The sequence below is a fragment of the Amycolatopsis sp. NPDC051372 genome (assembly GCF_040682095.1).
Lineage (GTDB): Bacteria > Actinomycetota > Actinomycetes > Mycobacteriales > Pseudonocardiaceae > Amycolatopsis.
This window is the reverse complement of record NZ_JBFBAF010000026.1, coordinates 1-25,836: the sequence shown is the minus strand read 5'-3', so window position 1 is coordinate 25,836 and position 25,836 is coordinate 1. Positions and strand designations below refer to the sequence as shown.

Genomic DNA, 25,836 nt, shown 5'->3' with positions numbered 1-25,836 from the left:
GATAGCCAAGATCGCACGGGACGGGAGACCGCCACTACGGCCCGGTGACGGGCGCTGAGTCTTGGCTGTTCCGGCGTCGCACCCCTCGCGACCATCCGAGCGGAACGGCCGAGTCGGCCCGGCCGGCGCAGGTTGACTGCGCCGGCCGGATACCGGCTTTACCGGGCTACGGCGAGGCCGTCGTGGGTGAGGTTGAGCGCGTCGATCAGGTTGGTACGGCTGCCCGTGCACATGTTGGCTTCCAGCTCACCGTCGTCCGTGTCGCTGGTGAAAGCCAGGACCCGGCCCGTGGTGGCCAGGTCGTACACGGTCAACGGGGTGCTGCGGACTCGGTCGCCGTCCCCGTCGCGGATCGCGGAGTAGAGCTTGTGCACCGCTACGCGCTTGGCGCGCATCAGGTACCGCATCTCGTCGGCCACTCCGGACAGCTCCGACATCGGATCAGCATCCGTGCCTTCGAGGTAGGCAGTCGGCACCCTCAGCTGCTGGATGCGGGCGGGCGCGCACCCCGGCAAGGTGTCCACCAGGCTGGCCGCCATGCCACGCGGCCGGATCCGGTCGAGCTGGATCGACCGGTTGTCGGTGATCAGCCGCACCGCGTCCGGGCCGGCCGCGGCCACGAGGACCGCGCCATTGTCATCCGGGTGGGTTCCGAACGCGGTCCACGAGTAGAACTCCCGCTCCGGCGCAGCCAGCAGCACGAGCGTTGCTCGGAATTCCGGGGCGAGTCGACCGTCAGATGTGGCCAGCCGCAGCGCGGTGAACCGGGACAGCGAGCGCCTGCTGAGTTCCTGGGCGAACTCAGCTGTCGAATAGCTGTCGTCCGGGTCGACCACAGTCGGGAGTTCGCCCAGCTCGGCCAGCTTCCACGCGACGAAGAACGCCGATCGCGGCATCCGGACCGGCTTGTCGATGATCGTCATCGTCGTGCCTCAGCCGCCGATTGTCGGTGGGGTCGGCGGGAGCCCGGTCAGCGGGTCGCGCAGCCGGCCGTCCTCGTCGTCGACGATGTCGAACGCGGAGTCGTCCTCCAGCACGTATTTGCGCTGGTGCTCCTTGTCCTCCTCGCCCTTGCCGCCCTTACCGGCACCACCCATGCCGCCCATCCCGGACGAACCCCGACCGCCGGCGGCACCGCGCGCCCCCGCACCCGCCCCTCCACGCCCCACCGATTCCTCCGCACCAGCACCGGCGCCGGAACCGGCGCCCAGCCGGCCGGCAGAGCCGCCCGCGCGGCCAACACCGCTCACGCCGCCCGATTCACCACCGCCGAAACCGCCACCACCAAACCCGCCGGTCGGGCCGAACCCGCCGATGCCACCCGGCGACCACGAGTTGCCGCCGCCGGGCGGCACCGACGACGGCGGCGTCCAGCTCGGCCCGCCAGTCGGATTCGTGGATGGCGGAGTCCACCCCGAGGTCGTCGTCCCGTCACCCGGCCCGCTGCCGGGCTGGAAACCAACGGGCGTGGTCGCGCCAGGCCTGTTGGTTACTGGGACCGTCGGACCCTGCCCCTGCGTGAACGTCGGCGACGAGCCACCGGTCGAGGGCTGGTAGCCAGCAGAGCTGCCCGGGCCGCTGGCGGTCGTGTCGTGGGAGTTCGGCCCAGATCGCTGGCCGGGGACAGGGTGCCCCGAGCCGATCGTGACGTTCCCGCCGCCGAAGTCCGCCAGCTGTCCGTAATCGCTCTTCAGTCCCTGACCGGCGGTCTGCGCGTGGGCCGCGTACCCCTGGTATTTCTGGAGGTTCTGTTGACTGATGTTGTTGTAGTCCTGGATCTGCTTCTCCGTGTCGGTCTGCCACCAGGCTGCCTCGTCGAAGAAGTTCTTTTGCGGAGGATTCGCCGGCATTGGCTGCAACGAGGACTTCATCTCGTCGAACCCATGCGCCAGGTCGCTGACGTTCTGCGAGTTGGACGTGAATGTCTCGGACGCCGATTGGGATACGTCCGCAAGCGGTCTGATTCGAGCCTGCGCTGCGTCGGCGCCGCTTCCGGTCCACACCGATTCCAGATTCGAACTCAGCTGCTGCACGCGACCGCTCATTTCCGCGTGCTGCTGCGCCAATTGCGACGCCTGCGCGCTGCCATCGTGCCACACTGGCGCGCCTTTACTCGCCATGACCATCTGCACCAGGTCGGAAGCCGGAACGGTCTGTTCGCCGAGATTCCCGTGGTAGAGGTCGCCGAACCAGTTGCCCACATCGCTGAGCCGGTCACCAGCCCAGTCAGCCGCGTCTTCAAGGCCGTCCCCGACCGCCTTGGCGGTGTCACCTACCCAACCGAAGAACCCCATTACGAACCGGCCTTCTGCCTAAGGTTCGTCATCACCATGTCGGCGACCTGCTCGGCCGCCTGACACGGGTTGAGCTTGCCCTTTTTCGCGGGGCCGAGGCCGACCGACACATCAATCGTTCGCTGGTCGTTGATGCCGATCGTGACCTGGCAGAACTCGTCGGGTGCACCACCGTTCGTTACGTGCGCGACCGCCGGAAAGCCCTGCACGTGAGTCGGCTGCCAAACCACAGCCTTCGGCTTGGTGTTCTGGTACCAGCTGCTCAAGCCATCATTCGTGGCGGTGTCGTACGCGACATCGACGGATGAACCTTTTTCACTGTTCGTCCAGGTGCAGCTCACCCCGAGGCCGGCCGTCGTGGTGGGCGAGCCCGCCACGACCTTGCCGAGAACGTCGGTCAGCTGACTCGACGTCAGACCTTCCTGGCATGGCTGGGCACCCAGAAGCGACGACTGCAACGGGTTCGAGACCTTCGGTGCACCGGCATACGGCAGCGACACATTCTGCGCAGAATCAGCGGGTGCACTCGGCGAGGGACTTGTGTTCGGATTAGGAGTTCCCGAACTGCAACCCGCCACCACCACCGCGGCAACGACGGAACCGCAGGCCACGACGAAGTTCCGCGAATTCATCCGATCATCCCTCCGCCGCTGTTTGCGGCCTTGTTCACGTCTGTGGTGGCATTGCTATCAGAGTCCTGCGTGATGCCCAGAGCCTTTTCCAACCGGCTGATCAGCTCTCCGACGTAGTCGTGCTCACGCTGAACGTGTCCGAGACCGTATCCGAACGCGCCGACCTGTCCGCCTGATCCGGTCAGGAGGGTGTTGTAGCCGTTGCTTGCTGGGTCGGCTGCAGGTGGACTCAGGTGTGTCAACCGCTCCGCGACCGGGATCATCTTCGCGAGATCGTCGCGAATGCCCTGCGCGTCCTTGAGCATGGCAGTCGCCTCATCGCGACTGAGAGTGAACCCCTGACCGCTCGACACCGCAGCCCCGCCGGCACCAGCTCCACCGCCTACCGCGGACCCTGCGGCTGTCGCCGCGCCGAAAGCGTCAGTGATATTGAAGTCCAGCCCTGCTAGCCAGCTGCCTGCCGCAGGCGCCTGTTGCGCCATGGTGCACCCCTCGTTTGACACACGTCAGCCACGCGTCGGAGCCGCCCATCCGATGGCAACTCCGCACGTCACAGTAACCGATCACTCACGGCGGGGTGGTCAAACCGTGCAACATGTGCTGGCTGGCCCGTCATACCGCGACCTGTTTCGCAGCGTGCCCCCGCAACAAGTCGGTGGCCTAGGTTACCGTTCGCCTGACCGTGCCACACTCCTGCAGCCGGGGTGTAACGGACGGCATACGCTAGGCGACATAGGCGTGAGTTCTGCGGACAGGGGTGTGAGCGTTGATCACGGGTGAGCTCAGAAGCAAGATCGATCGCGTCTGGGACGCCTTCTGGTCAGGTGGCATCTCGAACCCGTTGGAAGTGATCGAGCAGATCACGTACCTGATGTTCATCCGCCGTCTCGATGACCTACAGACGGCTAAGGAGCACAAGTCCAACCGACTGAAGCAGCCGATCGAGAACCCGATCTACACCGCAGACACCGAGATGCTGCGCTGGTCCCGGTTCCGCGACCAGGCGGCAGACGACATGCTTACCCTCGTGCGTGACCGCGTGTTCCCGTGGCTGCGCACCCTTGGCGGTGACGACTCGACCTATGCCCATCACATGAAGGACGCGCGGTTCACGATCACCACATCGAACCTGCTGGTCAAGGTCGTAGACCTGCTCGATGAGATCCGATTCGGTGAGCTGGACGTCAAGGGCGACCTGTACGAGTACATGCTCGGCAAGATCGCCACGTCCGGTCAAAACGGGCAGTTCCGGACACCCCGGCACATCATCCGGCTGATGGTGGAGATGACCGCGCCCGGGCCGAAGGATGAGATCTGCGACCCGGCATGCGGCACGGCTGGCTTTCTCGTGTCCGCCGCCGAGTACGTCAGCCACACCCACAAGGACGCCTTGCTCACACCCAAGCAGCGCGAACACTTCAACAACAGCATGTTCCACGGATTCGACTTCGACAGCACGATGCTGCGAATCGGCTCGATGAACATGCTTCAGCACGATGTCGGAAACCCCGACATCCGCTACCGCGACTCCCTCGCCGAAAGCGCCGCCGACGAGGCGGAACGCTACTCGCTGATCCTGGCCAATCCGCCGTTCGCCGGCAGCCTGGACTACGAGTCCACCGCAAAAGACCTGCAGCAGGTCGTCAAGACGAAGAAGACCGAACTACTGTTCCTCGCTCTGTTTCTGCGCCTGCTCAAGCCCGGTGGCCGCGCCGCAGTGATCGTGCCGGATGGCGTCCTGTTCGGCTCCACCACGGCACACAAGAAGCTGCGGAAGACTCTGGTCGAGGACCACAAACTCGACGCCGTGGTCAAGCTGCCGAGCGGAGTCTTCAAGCCGTATGCAGGAGTCTCGACGGCGATCCTATTCTTCACTAAGACCGGCGTCGGTGGCACCGACCAGGTGTGGTTCTACGAAGTCACTGCCGACGGCTTCAGCCTCGACGACAAGCGCAACCCTCTGCTGGACGAGGACAAGCTTGGTGCCGTACCCGCTTTCGGCGCGCTTAACGACGATGAGCATGAGAAGAACAACCTGCCCGATGTCCTGTGCCGCTGGAACCTCCGCAACGGCAGCGAGCAGCAGCGAACGCGAACCGAGCAAAGCTTCTGCGTGCCCAAAGACGACATCGCCGCGCAGGGCTACGACCTCAGCCTCAACCGCTACAAGGAAATCGTCCACGAGGAAGTCGAACACCGCCCGCCCCTCGAGATCTTGGAGGACCTCGCCCGCATCGAAGCCGAGATCCAGCAAGGTATGAGCGACCTGAAGGGCATGCTGGGATGAATGATCAAGTTGTCCCACTGGGAGATATTTGCGAATTCAAATACGGAAAGAGTCTTCCTGCCGTTTCGCGCAATCCTGGACCTTATAAGGTTTACGGGTCAAATGGGCAAGTGGGCAATCATGAATCAGCCCTAACGAGCGGGGCTGCCGTAATCATTGGCCGCAAGGGATCTTTTGGAGAAGTACATTACTCAGTTGACCCGTGCTGGCCCATTGATACAACATACTATGTCGACGAAAATTCCACCAAATGCGACCTAAAGTGGCTTTCTTGGCGTCTAGCGGGTCTTGGCCTTAAAGATTTGAACCGGGCCGCGGCGATACCTGGACTGAGTCGGGACGATGCATACCGGAGGAAGCTACTTGTTCCTCCCGTCGAGGAGCAGCGCCGGATCGCGCAGATGTTGGATCAGGTGGACGCGCTGCGCGCTAAGCGTCGCGAGGCTATCGCTCTCCTCGATGACCTCGCTCAGTCCATCTTCCTGGACATGTTCGGAGACCCCGCAAGCAATCCCAGAGAGTGGCCTTTGGTTCAGGTTGGAGACCTCCTGGAGTCTGCGTCCTATGGAACCAGTGCGAAAGCGTCACTTACAGGAACGATTCCTGTACTGCGCATGAACAATATAACTAAGACCGGTGATATTGACATGACCAAACTGAAGTATATGAATGCCGACGAGGTTGGCGATCGCTATCGGGTTCATCAGGGTGATGTCTTGTTTAATCGTACCAATAGCCCGGAGCTCGTGGGAAAGACTGCGATCTACCGGAGATCCGAGCCTCTTGCATACGCCGGGTACCTTATCCGTGCTCGCGTGAACGAATCCACAAACCCTGAGTACCTATCCGCATTCCTGAACACCAAGTACGCTAAGCGAGTTTTGCTTGGAATGTGCAAATCGATCGTTGGTATGGCGAACATAAACGCGAAGGAATTGCGTTCGATTCGAATTGCTTGCACTCCAGCTGACCTTCAGGATGAATTCGCCAAACGGGTGATTTCGATCGAAAGAATGAAGGCTATCCAACGAGATCAACTCAAGGTACTAGATCAGCTCTTCGCATCCGCTCAGCAACGGGCTTTCCGGGGCGAGCTGTGGGCTGACGAAGCAGCCTGACCGCCTAGGACCACCCCGATCCCGTCGCACCGGCAGAGAACCAGAAAGGACGCCGCATGAGCAACTTCGGGTTCCTCCAGGCCGAGTGGCCTGACCTGTGCGGTGAAGTAGCGCGGGCCGAACGGTTGGCTGTCGTGGATCCGCGGGCGGCGGTGTTCTACGCGCGGCGGTCGGTGGAGCTCGCGGTGACCTGGATGTTCGAAGCCGACAGTTCGCTGCAGCGACCGTACCGGGACGACCTGGCGGCGATGTTGAACGAGCCGACGCTCGTACGGGTTGTGGGTCCGGCGATCCGCACGAAGATGGATCTCATTCGCCGCCAGGGCAACATCGCCGTCCACCGGAGAGTGCCGGTGCCGGTCAACGACGCGATGCGCGTGCTGTCCGAGTTGTTCCATGTCATGTACTGGCTGGTTCGGACGTACACCGTGCATGACGAAAATCGCCCCAAGCCCGGCCTCGCCTTCGACCCGCAACGGGTGCCGCGGCCGGAGCCGGCGAGTGTTCGGGTGGCTAGGCAGACTGAGCTGCAGAAGCAAGCCGAACAGTTTGCCGAACAACAGGCGGCGCTCGCGGCGGAGCGGCGCAAGAATCAAGATCTGGACGCCGAATTGCAAGTGCTTCGCGCCCAGATCAAGGCCGCGAAGTCGGAGAACGAGGCGCGGGTCGATACCCACGACTATCAGGAGGCGGACACCCGCGCGCACATCATCGATGTGCTGCTGGCGGAAGCGGGCTGGCCGTTGGACCAGCCGCGGGACCGAGAGTTCCCGGTCACGGGCCTGCCGGAGTCTGCGTCCAAGACCGGCAAGGGGAAGGCCGATTATGTCCTGTGGGGCGCCGATGGCCGGCCGCTTGCGGTGGTCGAGGCCAAGCGCACGACACGGGACGCGCAGGTCGGTCAGCATCAGGCGAAGCTGTACGCGGATGCACTAGAAACCGAGTTTGGGCAACGACCGGTCATCTTCTACACCAACGGCTACCACACCTATCTCTGGGACGACCTGAACTATCCGCCCCGTGAGGTCCAAGGCTTCTACACCCAGGACGAACTACAGCTGCTGGTGCAGCGCCGGGCCGGTCGACAAAGCTTGGCGAAGCTACCCATCAACGCGGAGATCGCGGGTCGCACCTACCAGACGCACGCCATCCGACGGGTCGCCGAGAGGTTCGAATCGGAGGCCGGGCGGCACGCTCTGCTGGTGATGGCGACGGGTTCGGGCAAGACTCGCACTGTCATCGCGCTGGTCGACCTGATGATGCGCGCGCAATGGGCCAAACGGGTGCTGTTCCTCGCGGATCGTCAGGTGCTGGTCAAGCAGGCCACGAACGCGTTCAAGCAGCACCTGCCGGGCGCGACGCCGGTGAACCTTTTGGAGGACAAGAACTCCCAGGGGCGGGTTTACGTTTCAACGTATCCCACGATCATGAACCTCATCAACGACACCGGCAGCGAGGACACTCGCCGATTCGGTCCGGGCTACTTCGACCTCGTCGTGGTTGACGAGGCACACCGTTCGATCTACCAAAAGTATGGCGCGATCTTCGATTACTTCGATGCCCTGTTGGTCGGTCTGACCGCAACACCGAAGGACGAGATCGACCGCAACACCTACCGCCGTTTCCACCTGGAGGACGGCGTCCCCACCGATGTCTATAGTCTCGAAGAAGCCGTCGCAGACGGGTACCTTGTGCCCGCTCGGGCAGTCGAGGTGCCGCTGAAGTTCCAGCGCGGCGGCATCAAGTACGCGGACCTCTCCGAGGAGGAAAAGGAACGTTGGGAGGAGCTGGACTGGGCCGAGGACGGCGCAGTCCCGGACGAGATCAGCTCAGCGGAGTTGAACAAGTACCTCTACAACGACGACACCGCTGATCTTGCGTTGCGAACGTTGATGACCCACGGAGTCAAGGTCGCCGGCGGTGACCGGCTCGGCAAGACCATCATCTTCGCGGCGAACAATGATCACGCCGAGCACATCGCGAAGCGGTTCAATGTGAACTATCCCGAATACGCCGGCCACTTCGCGCAGGTCATCACCTACCGAAAAGAAAACGCCCAAAGCCTCATCGACGACTTCTCCCAGCCGGACAAGGATCCACACATTTCGATTTCCGTCGATATGCTCGACACGGGAGTCGACATCAAAGAAGTGGTGAATCTAGTCTTTTTCAAACTGGTGCGTTCCAAGACCAAGTTCTGGCAGATGATCGGCCGCGGCACCCGACTATGCCCGGACCTGTTCGGACCGAACCAGGACAAGGATGGCTTCCTGGTGTTCGACCTGTGCCAGAACATCGAGTTCTTCAACCAGAGCATGATGAAAGCCGAAGGAAAAATCGGCCCATCGCTTGCTGAACGGATCTTCGCCGGCCGTGCCGACCTCCTGCTCAGCCTCGACTCCGAGGCCGGTCAGGCGAACGCGGCGCCCGACGAAGATGGCACCGCCAGTACGGCCGGTCTGCGCCGGGACCTCGCCGAGCGGCTGCACCAGGAAGTCACGGCCATGAACGTGGACAACTTCCTCGTCCGACCCAAGCGGGAGTACATCGACAAATTCTCCGGGCTGGACGCCTGGCTTTCCCTCACCCAGGACAGTCATGCTCAGGTCGTCGACCACCTCGCGGGCCTGCCGACTGCGTTCCGTGACTCCGACAGCAGCGAGGAAGCCAAACGTTTCGACCTACTGGCCTTGCGGCTCCAGCTGGCTGTGTTGAGGGCCGACGCCGGTTATGACCGTCTCCGCGGGCAGGCCCAGGAGATCGCTTCGGCCCTGCAAGATCAGTACACAATCCCGGCCGTCCATGCCCAGCAAGCGCTGATCGAAGAAGTAGTCGGCGACGAGTGGTGGGTCGATGTGACGCTGCCAATGCTGGAGTCGATGCGACGTCGGCTGCGCAGCCTGGTCAAGCTCATCCCCAAGGCCCGTCGCAACATCGTCTACACCGACTTCGCCGACGAACTCGGCGAATTGAGTGTCGCGCAGCTACAGGGCACAGCCATCGGCACGAACCTGACCCGCTTCGAGCACAAGCTCAAAATGTACCTGCGAACGCACGAGAGTCACATCGCGATCCAGAAGCTCCGTCGTAACCGGCAAATCACCGCCACCGACCTTGCCGAACTCGAACGGATCTTCATCGACTATGGCATAGGCACCGACGATGAAATCCGGCGCGCCGAGGCCAAAGCCGGTGGCCTCGGCCTGTTCCTGCGCTCCCTGACCGGTCTCGACCGTGAGGCGGCAGTCGGAGCGTTCGGGCAGTTCCAACGGGGAAAAACCTTCAGCTCAGCTCAGTTACGGTTCATAAACCAACTCATCGACTACCTCGCCCATAATGGCACCATCGCCGTTGACGTCCTGTATGCTCCGCCGTTCGTCCACATTGCCCCTGGCGGCCCCGAGGAGCTCTTCCACGAAGACGAAGTCGACGCCATGGTCAAGACTGTCGAAGCTGTGAACGCGACGGCCGTGCCGGCGTAGCGCACGGCTGCGCAACGGCGAGCGGAAGACCAGCGGACGACTGTTGCGGGAGCATTTGCCCCTCGGGCCGGACCACGTTGCGCGGCGAGTTTCGTCGGGGCTGACGCTGGCGGGCCGGGTCGAGCGACGCAGTGACATCGACCGGGTGCCCTGGCTCATCCACGGGCTGCCCGGCGTAGTGGGGACGCAACCGGGCTGGACTACGTTTGGAAGGACGTGGCCTGACCCGGCGTCGGCTCAGAACGGAGAGTTGTCCTCGTGTATCGAGAACAAGCTGTCCACTACCCACTCCATCAAGTGGTCCTGAAGGGCGGGATCGATCGTGACCGGGCGACGGAGGACTACGTACTTTGCGAGCTCGCAGATCGCACCGGCCACCCAGTCCGCAACCTGTAGCTGTGGAACTTCTTTGCTGTCGGCGAAAATGAATTTGTCGACAGGAAAGGTGGGCAACTTCGTTCCTGGTACCAGGGGATTGTCCAACTGGTCGGCAGACCGGAAAAGGTCAAGACTTCGGTCCGTAACGCCCGACTGGTCATGGACGACGTCGAAGCGGCCCAGCTCAGCGAACCAGGCCCGGCAAATATACTCGACGCAGGGGATCGCCGGATCGAGAGTGTCTTCGTGCCAGCCGCTTGACCGTGCCTCCCGATAAGAATTGGCCGCCTCGGCGAGGTCGGTCAGAAGCCAGTCGATCGCTCGCCGACTGTCCGAGTTCAACGTCCGCCGATAGGAGTTCACGGCTGCGAACATCGTGGTCAACTCCGCGGTACCCGGATTGCGCGCGTAGCGGACAAAGGCGTCGAGCATGAGGTTGAACTCGCGTGGATTACCGAACTTCGGCCCGCCGAGGTAGAGGAGGTTGGCGATTTTCGGAGCTTCCCGCGTGGCGTGAATATCGACGCCGTACTGATCCGTGCGCTCCTTGATGATGAGGTCGACGAACTTTGTCACAACCATCCACCGTTTGTGAATCACGTAGACCTTGGCCGCCTCAGCTGGTATGGCGAAGAGCCCTGCGGCGATAGCACGTCGACCTCGCGCCGTCCGCCTTAGAGTGCTGAACTTCAGCTCGTGGCGGCCGACGTCGGGGCGGAGTTCCGCCTGCGCCGCCGCGATGACCTTTTCGGTGGCCTCTGCGTCGAGGAACACGCTGGCCAAGGTGAAGGCGGGCTGGTGCTCGTCGAGCAGGTTTTCGCCGGCGTTGCCGGACTCGTCGAAGTAGACCGTAGGTAGAGCGCTGTCGTCCATGGGGTAAGAATCGGCCGCCGACTGACTAGGTGCAAGGCTATTTCGCGCCGGCAACGTCAGCGTAGCTGGGCGGAATCGACAAGCCCGCTCCGTCCGGGGTGCCCGACCGGACACATCTCGCCGAGCGGGGCGGCGCGGCGTGTTCCGTACCGGGTTTGATGGAGACCAGCAAGCCTGGATGATGAGGACTGATGGCCCCACCGAAGAAGTACCCAGACGAGCTGCGTGAGCGGGCAACCCGGATGGCCGTGGAGGCGCGCCGGGACCCGGCTGCGGCGACTGGTGCGATCAAGCGGATCGCCGAGCAGCTCGGGATCCACCCCGAGGCACTGCGGACCTGGGTCAAGCGCGCGGAGATCGATGCCGGGGACCGGCCGGGCACCACGACCAGCGATGCGGAGCGGCTCGCGCAGCTGGAACGGGAGAACCGTGAGCTGCGGCGAGCGAACCAGATCTTGAGGTCAGCGGCCAGTTTCTTTGCGGCGGAGCTGGACCGTCCGTCGCGATGAAGGTCGCGTTCGTCGACTCCCAGCGGGAGGAACACGGTGTCCAGCCGGTCCTGCAGGCGCTCGCGCAGACGCCCGCCGAGATCGCACCGTCGACGTACTACGCGGCCCGTTCCCGCCCGGAATCGGCGCGTGCAGCACGAGACCGGGAGCTGACCGGGACGATCAAGCGGGTGCACCAGGACAACTACGGCGTCTACGGGGCGAGGAAGGTCTGGGCCGAGCTGCACCGCGAGGGCGTCGACGTGGCCCGGTGCACGGTCGAGCGCCTCATGCGCGAGAACGGACTGCGCGGCCTGCTGCGCGACAAGTCTCCGCGCACGACACGACCAGCGACGGAGACCAGCAGGCCCGCTGACCTGGTGAACCGGGACTTCACGGCCACGCGTGCCAACGAACTGTGGGTCGCGGACATCACCTACGTGCGCACCACCGCCGGCTGGGTCTACGCCGCGTTCGTGCTCGATGTCTTCTCCCGCCTGATCGTGGGCTGGCAGGTCGCCACCAGCCTCTACACGGATCTGGCGCTGGACGCGCTGCAGATGGCCATCTGGCGCCGCCAGGCCGCCGACGCGGACCTGACCGGGCTCGTCCACCACAGCGACCGCGGCGTGCAGTACCGGGCGCTTCGCTACACCCAGCGACTCGACGAGGCCGAAGCTGTCACATCTGTTGGCAGCAAAGGAGATTCCTACGACAACGCGATGGCAGAGGGTTTCAACTCGCTCTACAAGGCCGAACTCGTCCGCAACAAGGGCCCGTGGCGAGGCATCGACGACCTCGAGATCGCCACCATCGAGTACATCGACTGGTACAACAACCGACGCCTGCACGGCGAGCTCGGACACGTGCCGCCCGCCGAATACGAAGCACTACACGCGATGACCCACCCAGTCACCGCAACCCTGGAAACCAACTAATCCAGTCTCCACCAAACCCGGTACTTGACACTCGTGCAGCGCTGTCGACCAGATCGTCGTACGTTAGCACCTGGACTCGGGTCAGGTGCGCGTTGTACGACCTGATGGTTTGGTGGATCTGTTCGCTCGTGATCCCGTCCGTGGCCTCCAACTCCGCATTCCCGATCACCACCGTGCCCCTGGCCCGTCGGTAGTCGTAGTTCACGCCGAGCTCGTTGTGCTCATAGGTCTGCAGCGAGGTTCCCAGGTCGTCCAGACCACGGAGGTAGTTCATGCACTGTCCGATCGCTTCGTGCACGTCGGTCGACACGATCAGGTGATTGCGCTGCTTCTTGACGAGACTGTGGCCCGGCCGCTTGAGCTCGATCACGTGGATGCTGCGGTCAGCGCAAATGAGCGGGATGTCGTACTGGTCAAGGAGGACGCCATCGCGTCGCTCGCGTACTCCGACGTACTGCCCGCCGAAGATCCAGAATTTCCGACCGATCAGGCTTTGGACGGTCTCCTCTTTGGTGGTCGGGTCAAGGACGAGCTCGCGCAGCGCTGCCACCACTCGGCGCCTGCGGTGGATGACGTCGAGGTCGACCGCCAGCCGGCCGGCTGAAGTCGAGCTTAACCCCGCGACAACCTCTCCGAGGTCGTCGCGTCGTGCGAGGCGGCGGCCCAACTCTGCGGCCCCGACATTGGTCTGCTGCCGGGCTGTCCGCACTTGCTTGATCCGCGCCGCGATCTTTTCAGCGAAGTCGGTGAATCCCATCTCGGGATCGGGCTCGCGCACCGTCACGTTGGGCGGAGGCGTCGCCACCAGTAAACACGCTGAGTCATACATCCCGTCACGCAAGACACGCCGGAAGAAGTCGCTGAGCTGGTCTTCGGGCGGCTTCGGCGGTTCTGGCGAGGTGCCCGGCGCGCTCGGTCCTGGAAGAGGGGTCGACGTCGTGGCTACCTGATCTTCAAGTACATACAGGAGGCCAAGGGCGGGTTTCAGTTCGCGAACCGATGGCTGGTCGTAGGGGCGGGAGACATCAGCACCCCGAGCGACGATGTCGTCCATCCTGTTTCCGATGTTCTTGCGGAACGCCGAGCCACGCATGGAGATGATCTCGATCCCGGCGACGGGCATCTGGTCCTCGATCACGAGAACGTCCCAGGATCGCCCGGCGCGGTGGTAGCCACCAGGGAGAGCCATCGATTGGTTGGTGTGAATCGTCGATCGGTCGACGCCACACCTCGCGAGTTCGTCGACCACCGCATCTTCCAGATGTTGGTATGCGCGTCGGCGACGTAGGTCGTTGGTGGCGGACCAGTGGTCCCGGATGGCTTCTTCCGCGGCATGGGCAGTCACGGGCTTCATCTTTCCGCAACCCGCCCAAGACGGGTAACAGGTGGCCCTTTTGCGAGTGGTTTCCGGACGTTCGAGAGCCGAGTTCGAGCTCAGCGCCCTCGGCGCACCTATCCAGCAGCAGCGGGCGCTGAAACCGAACCGGACTGGCACCCAGCTCGATCACTTGCTGATGGACCACGCTCCGTCGCCGCGCAACTAGCGCTGACCTGCGTGTACGCGATCCATCAACCGACCTCGAGCGTTGTGGTTAGCGTGCAAGATCGTCTCGGACACTCTTTTATCCCACGAATCTTCAGATCCGTGGGGTAATCTCTATATCGGTCCATGGCTAACACCGCCTGATGGTATCGGTCGCTCGCCGATTGCAGGGAATGCGCGGCGATGCCCGTCAGCGGCCACCGTCCGGTGCTCCGGTGCCGTGCCCGTGTGGTGACTGCAGTCCAATTCGAGGGGCAGCTGATCCGGTTGTCGTGGCGGGTAGGTGACCTGCCGCGCGACGGCCGGCCGAAGTTCGCGAGTCTCGTGACCGCACAGGATCTCCAGCCCGCGGGTACGAAGGTCCTCACGCATCTCGCGCGGGCTGCGGTCGTCGGCCTGTCCGTTTTCGTGAAGCAGGCCCGCCAACGTCAACAGAAGGTGATCCTCCCGCACATAGACATTGCGTGGCCCATGAGCCGGCCGAGGTGCGGCCGTGCTGTAGCCGTGACGGCAGCGATACCCCGGGCGGCCATGAACCCAGTGCGCCTCCAGCCGACGACCGCACACCCCGCAAACGACCAACCCGGACAACTCGTACTCGCGCGTGTCGCCATCCTTGGTGTGCCGCCCGGAGCGAACCCGCTGGACAGCGATGAACGTGTCCTCGTCGACCAACGGGGCATGAGCCAGACGCTCGGACACCTCCCACGCCCCCGCAAGATTCCAGCGCACAGCGCCCGAGCCACGACCACTCGGACGTCCACCGGCGCCGTGGCCTTGGGTGGTCTGACGGTTCCAGACCTGCCGGCCGGTGTACCTCGGGTTCTCCAAGATCATCCCGACGGTGCGGGCAATCCACCGCGCCCCCGACCGATGCGAGTTCCTCGCCGGATCCGCGCTCGACGGGCACGGAATACCACGCTCATTCAACTCCCGCGCCAACGACGCGATCGACCGGCCGCTGGCACGCTCGGCGAACATCCATCGCACCCATCGCGAGGTCGCCGGGTCCGGCTCGAGCCTGTGCAAACGCCGACCCCATCGTGCGTGGGTCACGTTCGGATGAGGCCCACCGTCTGCCAACCGATACCCGTAAGGAGGACGACCGCCAAGAAAACGCCCCTGCAACCGTGTCTGCGCACGCATCGCTGCCATGACCCGGTGCCGAGTCCGCACAACCTCACGCTGTGCCTGCGCGCCCAGCAGCGTCATCAACGCCCGATGAACAGGACTGTCCAACTCCACCGGGCCGCCAGCCTCAGGCAACCACACCCGCACACCCACCGCATTTAGCCGAGCGACCACCTCTCGGAACTCGTTACCGTGGAAAGCCCGCTCGTACTCACCCACCACCACGGCATCAAACGCACGATCCGGGCTCTCCGCAGCGGCCAACAACTCAGACGCCGCCGGACGCTCCGGCCACGACCACCGCCGCGACCGGCCCTCATCGAAGAACTCGACTACGACCTCGCCGACACCCTCGACCAGCTCATCCGCGACCGCGCGCTGCCAGGCACGAGACGTCCGCGGGTCTTGGAACTCACTGGTCGACATCCGCCCGTAAAACGCAAACCGCGCACCTTCTGGCGCCCGGTCAGACGCACGCGCCACACCACGCCGAGCAGCCACAGCCCCGGCAAACCCCGCACCAGTCAATCCGCCCACCGCAGCTCCCTCCGTCGGTCCGAAACCGAAACCGCGCAGGGACTGACCGATGACGACAGACGAGCGACCACCGCCCGAACAGAGCAACGATCGCGCGATCCTTCGACGACCGACGCGCTGTCCAAAGGCGGTGGTGCGCGCCACCGGGACGGCGTTCTGCGTGGGTGGGGATCTCAGCGAGCCGTTGACCGCCGCTGTCCGTGGCCCGCTGTCGGAGCCAGGTGGACATGGTGCTGATATGCGACTATCGCATCGCCCCGACACCATCCGCTGGTGAGGGGCTACATCTAGGCAGGTGCGGTCCCGCGCGACGGCGGCTGCCGCTACCACCCACGCCCGGTCGGGAGTTCACGGAGCCCTGCGCCTGCCGCGCGACGAAATCGTCATCACCGCGCAGGCACTGAAGTGGTACCTGGTCGACGATGGCTGCCCGGCGCCGAAGTGCCTCGTGTATGCGGCGAGGCCCCGGTCGCTCTGGACGGTCGAGGCGTGGCCGAGCGCAGCGTGCTCGGCCACGCGAGGAACCCGCCAGCGTGATCCGCTCCCCACCACCTTGCCTGCGCCGTCTACGCGCGTCTCCAGAACGAGTGCTGATTGCGGTTACTGGTGCTTCGCGGTTGCCCTTTCAACCGGACCATGCCGGGCCAGCTCAGGCTCCGCCGGGCACGCCGGCGCGGCGCTGCGCCCTGATGTCCGGATCCCGGTCGATCCAGCCTTTTCCTTCCGCGGCAATTCCTTCCAGGATGTGCAGCGTGTGCTTGAAGCCCGCGTTATCGAGGTTCAGGTCGGCCATCTTCTTGGGATCCTCGCCCTCTCCGACGCCCACTTGGTCATCGATCACTCGGATCTGGCGCGGCTGTCCGTTCATCAAGGTAAGTTCCAGGGCGTGCCGCAGCTCGTCGGTGATTTCGACGTGCACCGACGACACCGCGTCGAAGCGATAGTTGGTGCGCGCTTCGTCGCCGAATCGGACCCGTTCGAAGTCGAGTTCGGCCATGCATTCCCGCACTCCGTCGACAGTGATCAGAAAAAGCCGGAGGTCGTATTTCGAATACCGCCAGGGCCCGTTGCGCACCCGTGCTCGTTTGGAGTGGTCTCCGGGGGTCTGCAGGAACGCATATGCGAGCACGTCTCGCCAGGCCAGCTTGTAGTGCGACAGGGCCTTGTCGAGGACCATGATGCGATCATAACTGAGCCAGTCCTCCATCTCCTCTTCACTGGGCCGGGTATTATCCAGCTTTTGAGACCACCGACGGTATTCATCCTTCCTGGCCGCAAATATCCGCTCCCGTTCCCTTTCCTGGTCGCTGATCCGGCGGCGCTCGCACAAGATGTGTCCCCAGCCCGAAACGGCCGCCCAGGCCCCGGCGAAAGCCAGCACCGCCGCTGCGGCGTTGGGTAAGATCTCGATTCGGACAGCGACCGACCCGACGTACAAGCTACCAGCAAGCACGGCAACGCATGACAACACACAGGACATCTGCGTAACCGGCCGAACGCGGTACTGCTCGCGGTAGTCGAACAAGGTGCCGTGCTTCCAGCGCTTTCGTGCGTCCCGCGCGTGGAAGCGGATCAGCCAGTGCACCCGGCTGGCCTCTGTCCTGGTTTCCCGGTAGATGTCGACAAGTTCATTGCGCAGCGCCGCTTGGAATCCCGCGCTCTCCCGCAGCCATGCTTCCCGCTCGATGCCGTGCGGCACGAACTTCCCGAAGTAATACCTGACCTCGTGGTCGACGCTCCGAGCAAACCCCGGCTCGTCGTAATACGCGCGGGCACCAAAGCGAGAAAAGGCCCGTTGCTTCGCAGCCAGCCGTCCCGCGAGATGCCGCCACTCCAGCCCGGTGCGCGCGGCGACGACCCCGAGCGCAACGAGCAGCACGTAGGCGAGAATCGGCAGCGCTTGCCCGCTCGACAGGATGGTCCGCCCCAGATAACCCAGCATGCCGACCGCGACGAGGGTGCCGAGCGCTGCTCGGACGCGGTCGCGTGCGCTGACTGTCGACGGCGACACCAGCCGCGCTCTCGGTTTGGCCGGGATGGGATGGAAGTATGCCCAGACCCGGTCCAGCCGTCCGCCGGCGAGCCGGCTGACCTCGGCGTTCTGCCGAGTCTCGGCCCACAGGCTTTCGCGGAGGCTCGCGGTGAGCACGAGGTCGAGATGCTTGGTGATCTCCTGGCGCTGTTCCGCGGCGACCCCGTGCAGCTTCCGCCGCGCTGAGACCGGGTCGAGACTGGGGTCTTCATAGCACGCCAGCACTGCGGACACCGCGACCAGTGCACGGGTCCATTCGTCGGCGGGCAGTTTATGGGTGGCCTGCGGCAAGGCGGCCAGCTGTTGCCGTTCTTCGTCGTCGAGGTCGCGGTATGACCGTTTGCTGAGCAAGGCGAGCATCATGTGAAACCGGACCTGCCCGCCGTCGTAGCCGTTCGCCCTGGCATCGGCGATGAGCTTCCTGGCGAGCGACGGGCACCCCTCCCGGAGATAGGAGACTCCGACCTCGTACTTCTTCGATGGAGGCGAATCCGGCGACACGTCGTAGTGGATGGAATCTTGGTAGACGACTGAATTGACGACGTTGTGCCCTCTGATCCCGGTGTTGTGGCCGGGTTCGGGAGTGCCCTCCGGTGGAGTTCCGGTCATGCCAGCCCCTTGGCCGCGGCGATCAGGGCGGTGACCTTCGCAGTCAGCTCGGCGAGATCGGACACCAGCCCGCCCAGGCGTTTGAGCGCCAGCACCACTTTGTCCTTGCGCTCCGGGCCGTCCGTCCCGAGCGCCACGTCGGCCTGGTCGAGTTCTGCGCACGCCGCGCCGTAAGTCGCGTCGTCGACCTGTCCGCGAGCCCGCTCCCTGTCGAGGTCGGCTCGCACGACCACCAGTTCGGCCGCCAGATCCCGGGTGCCGCCGATCGGCCCGGAGGAATTCTGATGCACCGTGTTGCCGATGGCGTTTACCGCTTGGATACCAACCTGCCCGGCCGCGTAGTTGTGCACTGAGCCGCGATGCCCGGTCGTACGTTCGTTCATGGTCCGGTACTCCCCTTTTCGGATCAGTTGCTCGGCAAGACACACGGCAAAGGCCGCCGCGTGTGAGGCAGCCACCGGCTGCCAATTCCAGTCCGCAGTCGAATTCTTGGCCCCGTCGGCCAGGTCGCTGATTCCCCGGACGATCGCGATGGGGCAGCCACTGAGGTGGCCGGCCTGCGCGACGCCGGCCGCCTCCATTTCGATCGCCATGGCGTCGTTGTAGTGCTGGCGGATCCAGCGCGCTTCCTCGGACAACCGAGAGTTGTGGACGACCTCGCCGGCAGCGATGACACCGAAATGCACTTGCGTCCCGGGCGCGACATCGCGCTCCCACTCGCGAGTCCGGGCGACGTACTGGGAGACCTGGCTGACGTCGTGCGCGATCTCCCATACCCGTGGGCGGGCCTTCAGCCCGTCGTCTTCGATTGTACCGCCGTGATACGCCTGTACGGTGTGTGGCTACCACGACGTCCCCGAGCGGCGTGTCCCACAACGCGCCGGCCACGCCGACGAAGAGCAATGCTGCCGGGGAAAAGTGCTCGATGGCACGTTCAGCCAGCGTCGCAGCGGCCTGATTTCCTTTGCCCGCCAGGCCCAGCGCGATCCGACAGGAAGTACCTTTGACCGCGCCAATCTCGAAAAGCGTGCCTTTGTCGTGCCAATGCTGCTCGACGCCGTTCAGCCTGGACAGGACCGCTTCATATTCCGTGTTGAAGGCGGTCAGCATCACGATCAGATCGTCGCTCATTGCTCCCTTTCCGCGGCTATTGCGGGCCGCACGAGCGGCGGCCACAGAGTCACTCGTTCGCCGACGTGGAACAGCCTCGCTGGGCGTCCGCGGCCGGCTCGCCGCTCCTCGCCGACCGGCACGAGAAAGCCGTCGATGGCCTGCACTTTGCGGTAGAAGTTCCGCGGATCCAGCTCGGCACCCCACACAGCCTCGTACACCTGCTGCAGGTCACTGATAGTGAACGGACTCGTGCAGAACGCGGTGGCCAGTGACGTGCTCTCGAGTTTCGCCCGTGCTCGTTCCAGGCCTTCTTTCAGGATCTGCTCGTGGTCGAACGCGAGCCGGATCCTCCGGTCGAGGATTTCCGGCATCGGCACCCAGACCGCGCGCGCGGCGTCGGTACCTGCCTGCGGCTCCGGGAGGCGCGGCGCGATCGCGAGGTAGGCCACCGAAATGACTCGTCCTCGCGGGTCCCGGCCCGGCGTGCCGTATGCGCCCAGCTGTTCCAGATGTAACTCGGCCGCATCGAGAGCGGCTTCCTCGTACAACTCCCGGCCCGCCGCGGCGACGACGTCCTCGTTCTCGTCGGCGAGAAACCCGCCAGGCAGTGCGAACGCGCCCTTGAACGGCTCGATGCCGCGTTCCACAAGTAGCACCTGCAGCGCCGACTCGCGCAGGGTGAAGATCACCAAGTCGACTGCGAGCAAGACCGGCGGCGGAGTCCAGTGATCATCAGCCATGGCAACCATAGTAGATTACTGTCTATATGACAGTAAAGGCGTCACTCGAGGTACTCCTATACCGTGAGCGAGTACGCCGAGTACCACGCGCTGCCCAAGCGTTCCGCCGTTCGAGCGGAAGCCAGTGCGCTCCCGCGCCAACTCCGCCGTCACGTCGACTCACCCCGACGTACCCGGCGACAGCTGACGATCCCCACCACAGTGAAGCCCACAGCTCAGAAGCCATTTCAATCCGGTCTGCCGCAGCGCGCTTGAACCCACCACGTGGCCCGCGGCAACGTCCTCCGGGTCAAGCAACGTCTCGTGTTTCGTCCAGCGCCCGAAGATGGCATAGCCGGTGTATCGCGGGTTGTCCAAGATCGCTCGTACCGAGCTGCCTTGCCAGCCGTCGGCAAGCCGATGCCGATTCTGATCTCGCCGATGAAGGGCTACCGCAGGAGACCTACATGTGTGCCCCCTGCGGCTCGGTCCGCCGAGTCGAATTGTAATTTGGCAACGTCCTCGCCGACGCTAAGGGATGTCTCGTAACTGGCGTTGTGGTTGGTGGGGCTGGTGTTGTGGATCAGTCGGTGAGGAGGATGTTGTGGAGGTGGGCGATGCCGGAGACGGTGTCGTTGAGCGTGCTGGCGGCGCGGCGGTAGTCGCGCAGGATTTTCCAGCACTTCATCCGTGCCAGGGCGTGCTCGACGCGGGCACGGATCTTGCGGTGGCCGGCGTTGAGGTCTTCCTTCCAGTCCGGCAGATCGCTGCCGTTGCGAGGTTTGCGGTAGGGCATGATCACCTCGGAGTTGCCTTGGTAGCCGCCGTCGGCCATCACCGGACGTCCCGCCAGTTCCTGCTCGATTCCGGAGTCGCGGTAGACGGTGCAGTCGTTGCGGTTGCCTGGATGCGCGTCGCCGGTGGCGATCACCAACCGGGTGTCCGCGTCGATGGCGACCTGCACATTCGCCGAATACCGGTAGTTTTTCGACGGGGCCGCCAGCCGATGATCCCGTGTCGGCACCAGGGTGCCGTCCACGATCGCGACCGCGTCGATCCGCCGCCTGCGCACCGGGGCCAGCGCCAGCAGTGGCCCGATCGTGTCGATCACTCGATGCGCCGCCGAATGCGACACCCCGAACAGCGGCCCGATCTGGCGCATCGTCAGGTTCGTCCGCCAGTACGTCGCGACCAGCAGCACACGATCGGCCAGGTCCAGACGCCACTGACGACCAGGTCGACCATCCGCGATCTCGGCACCGCCACGGTTCGCCACGACCCGCACCAGCTTCCGGAACTGCCCCGGCTCCAACCCCGTGAACGGGGCAATCCACTCCGACCGCGACGCCGAGATCACCTGCACCACACCATGATCAACCAACACCCCCAACCGACCCACACCGGGTTACGAGACATCCCTTAGCGCAACTCGTAACTCCGAATGAGATGCGGGCGTTCGTTTAGTAGGAATTCTAATCGTGCGTCGTTCCACACCTCGATGCTCGGTCTTTCGCCGCGAGAGTTGTGACGTTCAATCCAGGCGACGGCGTCGGATGTGAAGCGCCCGCTTGTCGCAATAACAACAACATCGAAAGGAGGGTCTTCCCAGTGGCTAATACTGACTATGGCTTGATTTACGTCAAAATCACGAACTGCTCGACTGAGCCAATGTTTGCACTGGATTGCCACTCTTTGTGAGCTGTGGCCACTCAGTGGGTCACGGCGTAGTCGCGTTGCACTTATATCTCGACCGTGATCAGGCGCATTTGTGTGCATAAGCCAGTCGACATTTTCGTAACCCTCAGTCTCGACTACCAGTTGGAAGATGAGGCGTTCAAACGTATCCGATGCGATATTCTGCCAAGAGAGTTCAAAGCCAGCCCTTCTAACGGGTAGGTCTACGGGCGAGTATGTCATGGGGTCGTCGAGCTTGAGTGCGCGGGAAAAAAGAATATGAGACAACATAGACATTGGAAGACGGGAGTCTCGTCGATAGACGCTTACTTGCCAACCCTGAGCATATGCGCGGTCAACATCTCCTGAAATCCTGGTTATCGCGCTATTGGCAGCTTGTTTAGCTGGGACCTTATCCCTTGCTCGATAGGCGACGCTGTCTCTTGCCGCTCGCCAGATGAAGTAGTAAACTTGGCCGATTGAATACCATTTCAGGGCACGGCGGAACACGTCATCTGTTTTTTGGCCTGGCGTGAAGTCGAGTCCATGTAGCTGAAGCATGTGCACCAAGTAGGATTTACATTCTGACACGGCGACATCGAACCAAAACTCAGAAAATTGATCAACCCACAGGTCGGGCCAGTTTTCGCGAGAAACTACTGAAGAAAAGTTTCTCAGGTATGCTTCCGCGCGCTCTTTGAGAGTGCCAATGCCCGGCAGGTAGTAAGATACCAACGTCGGATAGTGTGCATTTTTTAAAGTACCATCGTCGTTCCAGGCAAAAGAGTCTAGTGGCGAAGATGGGTGCACCCGCAGAAGGCGTTGATTGACTAACATTTCTAGCAATTTGAAGTCATAGTCCGGTGTCGGAGTTAGTCGATCAGTGCGATCTATGGCGGGGGTGGTGGTTCCATCGGAGACCTCCTCGGCGTCTTCAAGTAGAGCCGCCAAGGCTAAAGCTACGGGTAAGTCAAGATCCTCGGCGCGAGGCAGGGAGCCTGCGTCTTCCACCTTATAGTTGGCGAGGACAGCTTCTCTCATGGCGAAGTTCGCCTGCTCGCGTTCTTCTTCTTTTCGACGCCTCTCTGCGTCGATGCATGTTCCACATCGATTAGAGATGAAACGCCCTCTGGAAGCCCAGTCTGATCGTGACCGATAGATGAATCCTTCGTCGCACGTCCCGCAGCGTTGATTATTCGAGCGAGCAAAGCAAGCTTCGGAAACAATCTTGCTTACTTTGTGTGCGGGTTGGCCGAATCGTTCTCCTACTGTCTTCACGGTGTGGGTGAAGGAACCGTCCTCGTTGGTGGCCCAGTACATAGAGCAGAGTTCGCTGAGATGAGCATGTTCGACGCTGACCTCGACTTCGAACTCTGACACGGGTCCTCCTCGGCTACCAGCATGCTGCTACTCGGTCCATCGCTGAGTCATCCTAAAGCGAGATCCATCGTGACCCTCCAGCAGGTGCATGCGGGCTCGTCGGGCTTCGAAGGTAGCGATCCTGGTGCTGTGGGCTGGTCATGACGCTTGGCACCGAAGGCGGGCGGGTCGCGCGATGATCGAAGAGCAAGCCCGACTCGTTGTGGAAGCGGGTCATCTCGCCGAGGGCCGCCGTCACGCGATCCGGGAGAGGGCATATTCGGCAATGGAGCGACAGTGTCTCGGAAATTCTGCCGTACTTCATCGGGCGATCTTAGGTCCTGGTCCGGTCCGTCTTCGGGAAGCTGTTGACCTGCGAAAACCCGTTGATGCTCATGCGGAACGCGCAGGCCGGCCAGGCCGCTGCCGGCGAGTCGAGCGGCGTCAGTGGGTGATCGCCCTGCCAGTCGATCCGGGCGCAGCTACTCCGTCGGCCACTCCGTCGACCCCTCACCGTTAGGCCGGGCACCACCGACACCGCCCGAGAGTTGCGATGGCTCAATCAGAGAGCTGGAGGCGTGTGGTTAGCGTGCAAGATCGTCCTCGGACACTTAGGTAGTTCCCTGACCAGGAGTTTTATCTGCAAGCCGTAGCTTATGGTGAGAAGATGCGCTGCTCAGCGGTGCGGGGGTTCAAGACCCTTGCGGACGCGCGCATTAGTCACATAGCCGGAGCCGTCAACCTCGGGTGAGAAATGCGCGACCGCCTGCCAGCGGACCTGGGCAGACTCGATGAGGTTGAACGCGATCAGCCAATCCTGCAGCCCATGAAGCCGGGCCCTTGGTGACGTCGTGCGGGCCGCACCGTGGTGAAGGCCAGCTCGATCGGGATGGCGGTGGGGAGATGGATCCAGGGCTCGGCCGAATTATCGTAGAACGCCATCTTGCCTTCGCCGACTGTCGGCCTCGGCACGGCAGGTCGCCGAGGCGAACCGCTGGCGTCTGCTCGTTTCAGGGCCGTCGCGCCTGTCGGTGACTCGCGGGGGCGGTCACCGCCACCGAGCCGGCGCGGGTCAGTACCTCGCGGGGCCGGTGGCAGCCGTTACGCACGAACAAGCGATGGCCGTGCTCGTCGCGTTTGTCGGCGAACGCGGCGATGGCGGCGCCAACCTCTGCCTGGAGTGCTTCTCGGCCAACAGTCGGCGTGCGCCCCTCGCGGACCATCTGGTCGATCAACGACGCATTGCTCGTAGCTGGGCAGTCGTTGTCATCGGATGCGGGGCCGGGAACGACGGCGAGCATGGGCTCGCCGCCCCGACCGACGCGCCAACCTCGGTTTGTTGGGACCTCTACTCGCCCCGCCGAACTTTCTCCAGCAATCACCCCGCAAGGGGCAGTTGCACGCAGATCGTCGAGGTCAGGGCCACAGCAGCGGAACGGCGTGCCAGAAGGCCCAGCCGATGAGCACGAGCTGGCCGGCGATCCGGGCGAACGCGGGAATCGGGGTGGAGATCGAGGTTCTTGGGCGCGTTCTCGGCCAGGCCGAGAACATCACGTCCCCCGTCGGCGGATGTTCGGGTGCAGCGGAGCCCGCGCCGCCCAGGAGGTACACGGTCTCGCCGGTGCGCAGCGGGGCCTCCGCTGGGCCCTTCACGTGCGGGTTTGCGCCAATGCCCGCGAACGGTCCACCGGGACCTGGTAGCTGCGTTCGGCGTGCTGCTCGTGCTGTGGGGTGTCGGCGCGATCGTGGATCCGCACGACGCGCACGGCGTGGGGGTTGTAGCCCTCGCCCTCGGCCCGGCGGCGGAAGGTGCGCGGCAGCGGTTGCTCGTCGGCGGCGGTGACGCCGGGGCGGGTGATCAGCAGCCACGTCCCGCGCACGGCTGGCCCCAGGCGACGGTGGTGTTCTTGATCTGTTCCCAGCCGACGTCGGTCGTGGTAGGCGGTGCAGTCGTTGCGGCTGCCCGGTTGCGGATTGCCGGTGGCGATCACCAATCTGGTCTCGGCGTCGATGGCGACCTGCACATTGCTCGAGTAGCGGTAGTTCTTCGACGGGGTGGTCAGCCGGTGATCCCGGGTCGGGACCAGAGTGCTGTCCACGATCGCGACTGCATCGATCCGGCGTTTGCGGACCGGGGCCAGCGCCAGCAGCGGGCCGATCGTGTCGCTTCCCCCGGTGCGCGGCGGAGTGCGATGCCCCGAACAGCGGGCCGATCTGGCGCATTTCAGGTTCTTCCGCCACTAGGTCGCGACCAGTAGAACCCGGTCTGCCAGGGGCAATGCCCACTGCCGGCCCGGCCGTCCGTCCACGGTCTTGTTTCCCCCGCTTGGCAACCAGCCGTATCGGCTTGCGGAGCTGACCCGGTTCCCGCCCGGTGAACGGGGCAATCCACTCCGGCCGCGACGCTGTGATCACCTGCACCACACCGACAGGATCAACTACCGACCCAGCCAGCCCGACACCGGGTTACGAGACATCCCTTAGTACTGCAACGACAGATCGTGATGTGCCGACTGGGCGTGTCGGTTATGGTTCGTTTCGACGGTCGTGTAGTTGATCTTGCGTGTTGGAGATGGTGACGGACTGGTCGGCTGGTTTCGCGGCGTTCACGGGACGGTTCGCGGCACGG

At 63.6% G+C, this 25,836-nt stretch carries 19 protein-coding genes and 2 pseudogenes; 4 read left to right on the top strand and 17 right to left on the bottom strand.

The features are described from left to right. Positions 1 to 158: 158 nt before the first annotated feature. From AB0M56_RS33590 to AB0M56_RS33575, 4 genes are read right to left on the bottom strand one after another with little or no spacing between them, the layout of a single operon-like run. Positions 159 to 923, bottom strand: coding sequence for an ESX secretion-associated protein EspG (locus AB0M56_RS33590; protein WP_364183595.1), 765 nt, complete (start codon positions 921 to 923; stop codon positions 159 to 161). Positions 924 to 932: 9 nt separating this feature from the next. Next, positions 933 to 2,294: a hypothetical protein gene (locus tag AB0M56_RS33585; protein WP_364183592.1), complete on the bottom strand. Its 1,362-nt coding sequence runs from the start codon at positions 2,292 to 2,294 to the stop codon at positions 933 to 935. Beyond that, positions 2,294 to 2,926, bottom strand: coding sequence for a DUF3558 domain-containing protein (locus AB0M56_RS33580; protein ID WP_364183590.1), 633 nt, complete (start codon positions 2,924 to 2,926; stop codon positions 2,294 to 2,296). Before AB0M56_RS33580 ends, AB0M56_RS33585 begins: the two co-directional genes overlap by 1 nt. Continuing rightward, complete coding sequence (locus AB0M56_RS33575) at positions 2,923 to 3,408, bottom strand: hypothetical protein (RefSeq protein WP_364183588.1); 486 nt, start codon at positions 3,406 to 3,408, stop codon at positions 2,923 to 2,925. Before AB0M56_RS33575 ends, AB0M56_RS33580 begins: the two co-directional genes overlap by 4 nt. A gap of 284 nt (positions 3,409 to 3,692) precedes the next feature. On the opposite strand from AB0M56_RS33575, the gene AB0M56_RS33570 reads away from it, so the two are divergent. The 3 genes from AB0M56_RS33570 to AB0M56_RS33560 are packed head-to-tail and all read left to right on the top strand — an operon-like array spanning position 3,693 to position 9,813. Continuing rightward, positions 3,693 to 5,213: a class I SAM-dependent DNA methyltransferase gene (locus AB0M56_RS33570; protein ID WP_364183586.1), complete on the top strand. Its 1,521-nt coding sequence runs from the start codon at positions 3,693 to 3,695 to the stop codon at positions 5,211 to 5,213. Continuing rightward, the gene (locus AB0M56_RS33565; protein WP_364183583.1) at positions 5,210 to 6,331 is read left to right on the top strand and encodes a restriction endonuclease subunit S; all 1,122 of its coding nucleotides are present in this window, start codon (positions 5,210 to 5,212) and stop codon (positions 6,329 to 6,331) included. Before AB0M56_RS33570 ends, AB0M56_RS33565 begins: the two co-directional genes overlap by 4 nt. A gap of 56 nt (positions 6,332 to 6,387) precedes the next feature. Then, entirely contained in the window at positions 6,388 to 9,813 is a 3,426-nt protein-coding gene (locus AB0M56_RS33560) for a DEAD/DEAH box helicase family protein (protein WP_364183581.1), read from the top strand. 237 nt (positions 9,814 to 10,050) lie between these two features. Here the strand turns inward: AB0M56_RS33560 and AB0M56_RS33555 are convergent, their stop codons facing one another. Next, a complete protein-coding gene (locus AB0M56_RS33555; protein ID WP_364183578.1) occupies positions 10,051 to 11,064 on the bottom strand; it encodes a DUF3800 domain-containing protein in 1,014 nt (337 codons plus the stop codon). 191 nt (positions 11,065 to 11,255) lie between these two features. Between AB0M56_RS33555 and AB0M56_RS33550 the strand changes: the two genes are divergently transcribed. Then, positions 11,256 to 12,490, top strand: a protein-coding gene (locus AB0M56_RS33550) for an IS3 family transposase (RefSeq protein WP_364183575.1) whose coding sequence is annotated in 2 segments (ribosomal slippage) — positions 11,256 to 11,535 and positions 11,535 to 12,490 — 1,236 coding nt in all. Because the reading frame shifts where the segments join, the coding sequence is not laid out codon by codon here. Here AB0M56_RS33550 and AB0M56_RS33545 read toward each other — a convergent pair. The 12 genes and pseudogenes from AB0M56_RS33545 to AB0M56_RS33490 all read right to left on the bottom strand — a co-directional run. Then, entirely contained in the window at positions 12,465 to 13,835 is a 1,371-nt protein-coding gene (locus AB0M56_RS33545; protein WP_364183572.1) for a Shedu anti-phage system protein SduA domain-containing protein, read from the bottom strand. The genes AB0M56_RS33550 and AB0M56_RS33545 overlap by 26 nt on opposite strands. A gap of 312 nt (positions 13,836 to 14,147) precedes the next feature. Beyond that, on the bottom strand, positions 14,148 to 15,968 hold the full coding sequence (locus tag AB0M56_RS33540; protein ID WP_364183569.1) for a recombinase family protein: 1,821 nt from the start codon (positions 15,966 to 15,968) through the stop codon (positions 14,148 to 14,150). A gap of 382 nt (positions 15,969 to 16,350) precedes the next feature. Further along, positions 16,351 to 18,342, bottom strand: coding sequence for a hypothetical protein (locus AB0M56_RS33535; RefSeq protein ID WP_220239936.1), 1,992 nt, complete (start codon positions 18,340 to 18,342; stop codon positions 16,351 to 16,353). Next, entirely contained in the window at positions 18,339 to 18,980 is a 642-nt protein-coding gene (locus tag AB0M56_RS33530) for a hypothetical protein (protein WP_364183937.1), read from the bottom strand. The genes AB0M56_RS33535 and AB0M56_RS33530 overlap by 4 nt, the downstream gene beginning before the upstream one ends. A 199-nt stretch (positions 18,981 to 19,179) precedes the next feature. Continuing rightward, a pseudogene (locus AB0M56_RS33525) lies at positions 19,180 to 19,452 on the bottom strand (purine phosphorylase); the annotation flags it as partial. Positions 19,453 to 19,469: 17 nt separating this feature from the next. Next, positions 19,470 to 20,195: an NUDIX hydrolase gene (locus AB0M56_RS33520; protein ID WP_364183566.1), complete on the bottom strand. Its 726-nt coding sequence runs from the start codon at positions 20,193 to 20,195 to the stop codon at positions 19,470 to 19,472. A 159-nt stretch (positions 20,196 to 20,354) separates the two neighbouring features. Continuing rightward, a complete protein-coding gene (locus tag AB0M56_RS33515; RefSeq protein WP_364183934.1) occupies positions 20,355 to 20,555 on the bottom strand; it encodes a hypothetical protein in 201 nt (66 codons plus the stop codon). Positions 20,556 to 20,757: 202 nt separating this feature from the next. Beyond that, positions 20,758 to 21,537 carry a transposase family protein gene (locus tag AB0M56_RS33510; RefSeq protein ID WP_364183563.1) on the bottom strand — a complete coding sequence of 260 codons (780 nt, stop codon included), beginning with the start codon at positions 21,535 to 21,537 and terminating at the stop codon, positions 20,758 to 20,760. Between the two features lie 56 nt (positions 21,538 to 21,593). Beyond that, complete coding sequence (locus AB0M56_RS33505) at positions 21,594 to 23,228, bottom strand: restriction endonuclease (RefSeq protein ID WP_364183560.1); 1,635 nt, start codon at positions 23,226 to 23,228, stop codon at positions 21,594 to 21,596. Between the two features lie 989 nt (positions 23,229 to 24,217). Further along, on the bottom strand, positions 24,218 to 24,508 hold the full coding sequence (locus AB0M56_RS33500) for a hypothetical protein (RefSeq protein WP_364183558.1): 291 nt from the start codon (positions 24,506 to 24,508) through the stop codon (positions 24,218 to 24,220). 115 nt (positions 24,509 to 24,623) lie between these two features. After that, positions 24,624 to 24,860 (bottom strand): hypothetical protein, encoded by a 237-nt coding sequence (locus tag AB0M56_RS33495; protein ID WP_364183555.1) that lies wholly within the window; start codon positions 24,858 to 24,860, stop codon positions 24,624 to 24,626. Positions 24,861 to 25,138: 278 nt separating this feature from the next. After that, positions 25,139 to 25,628, bottom strand: a pseudogene (locus AB0M56_RS33490) (transposase family protein); the annotation flags it as partial. Positions 25,629 to 25,836: the final 208 nt, after the last annotated feature.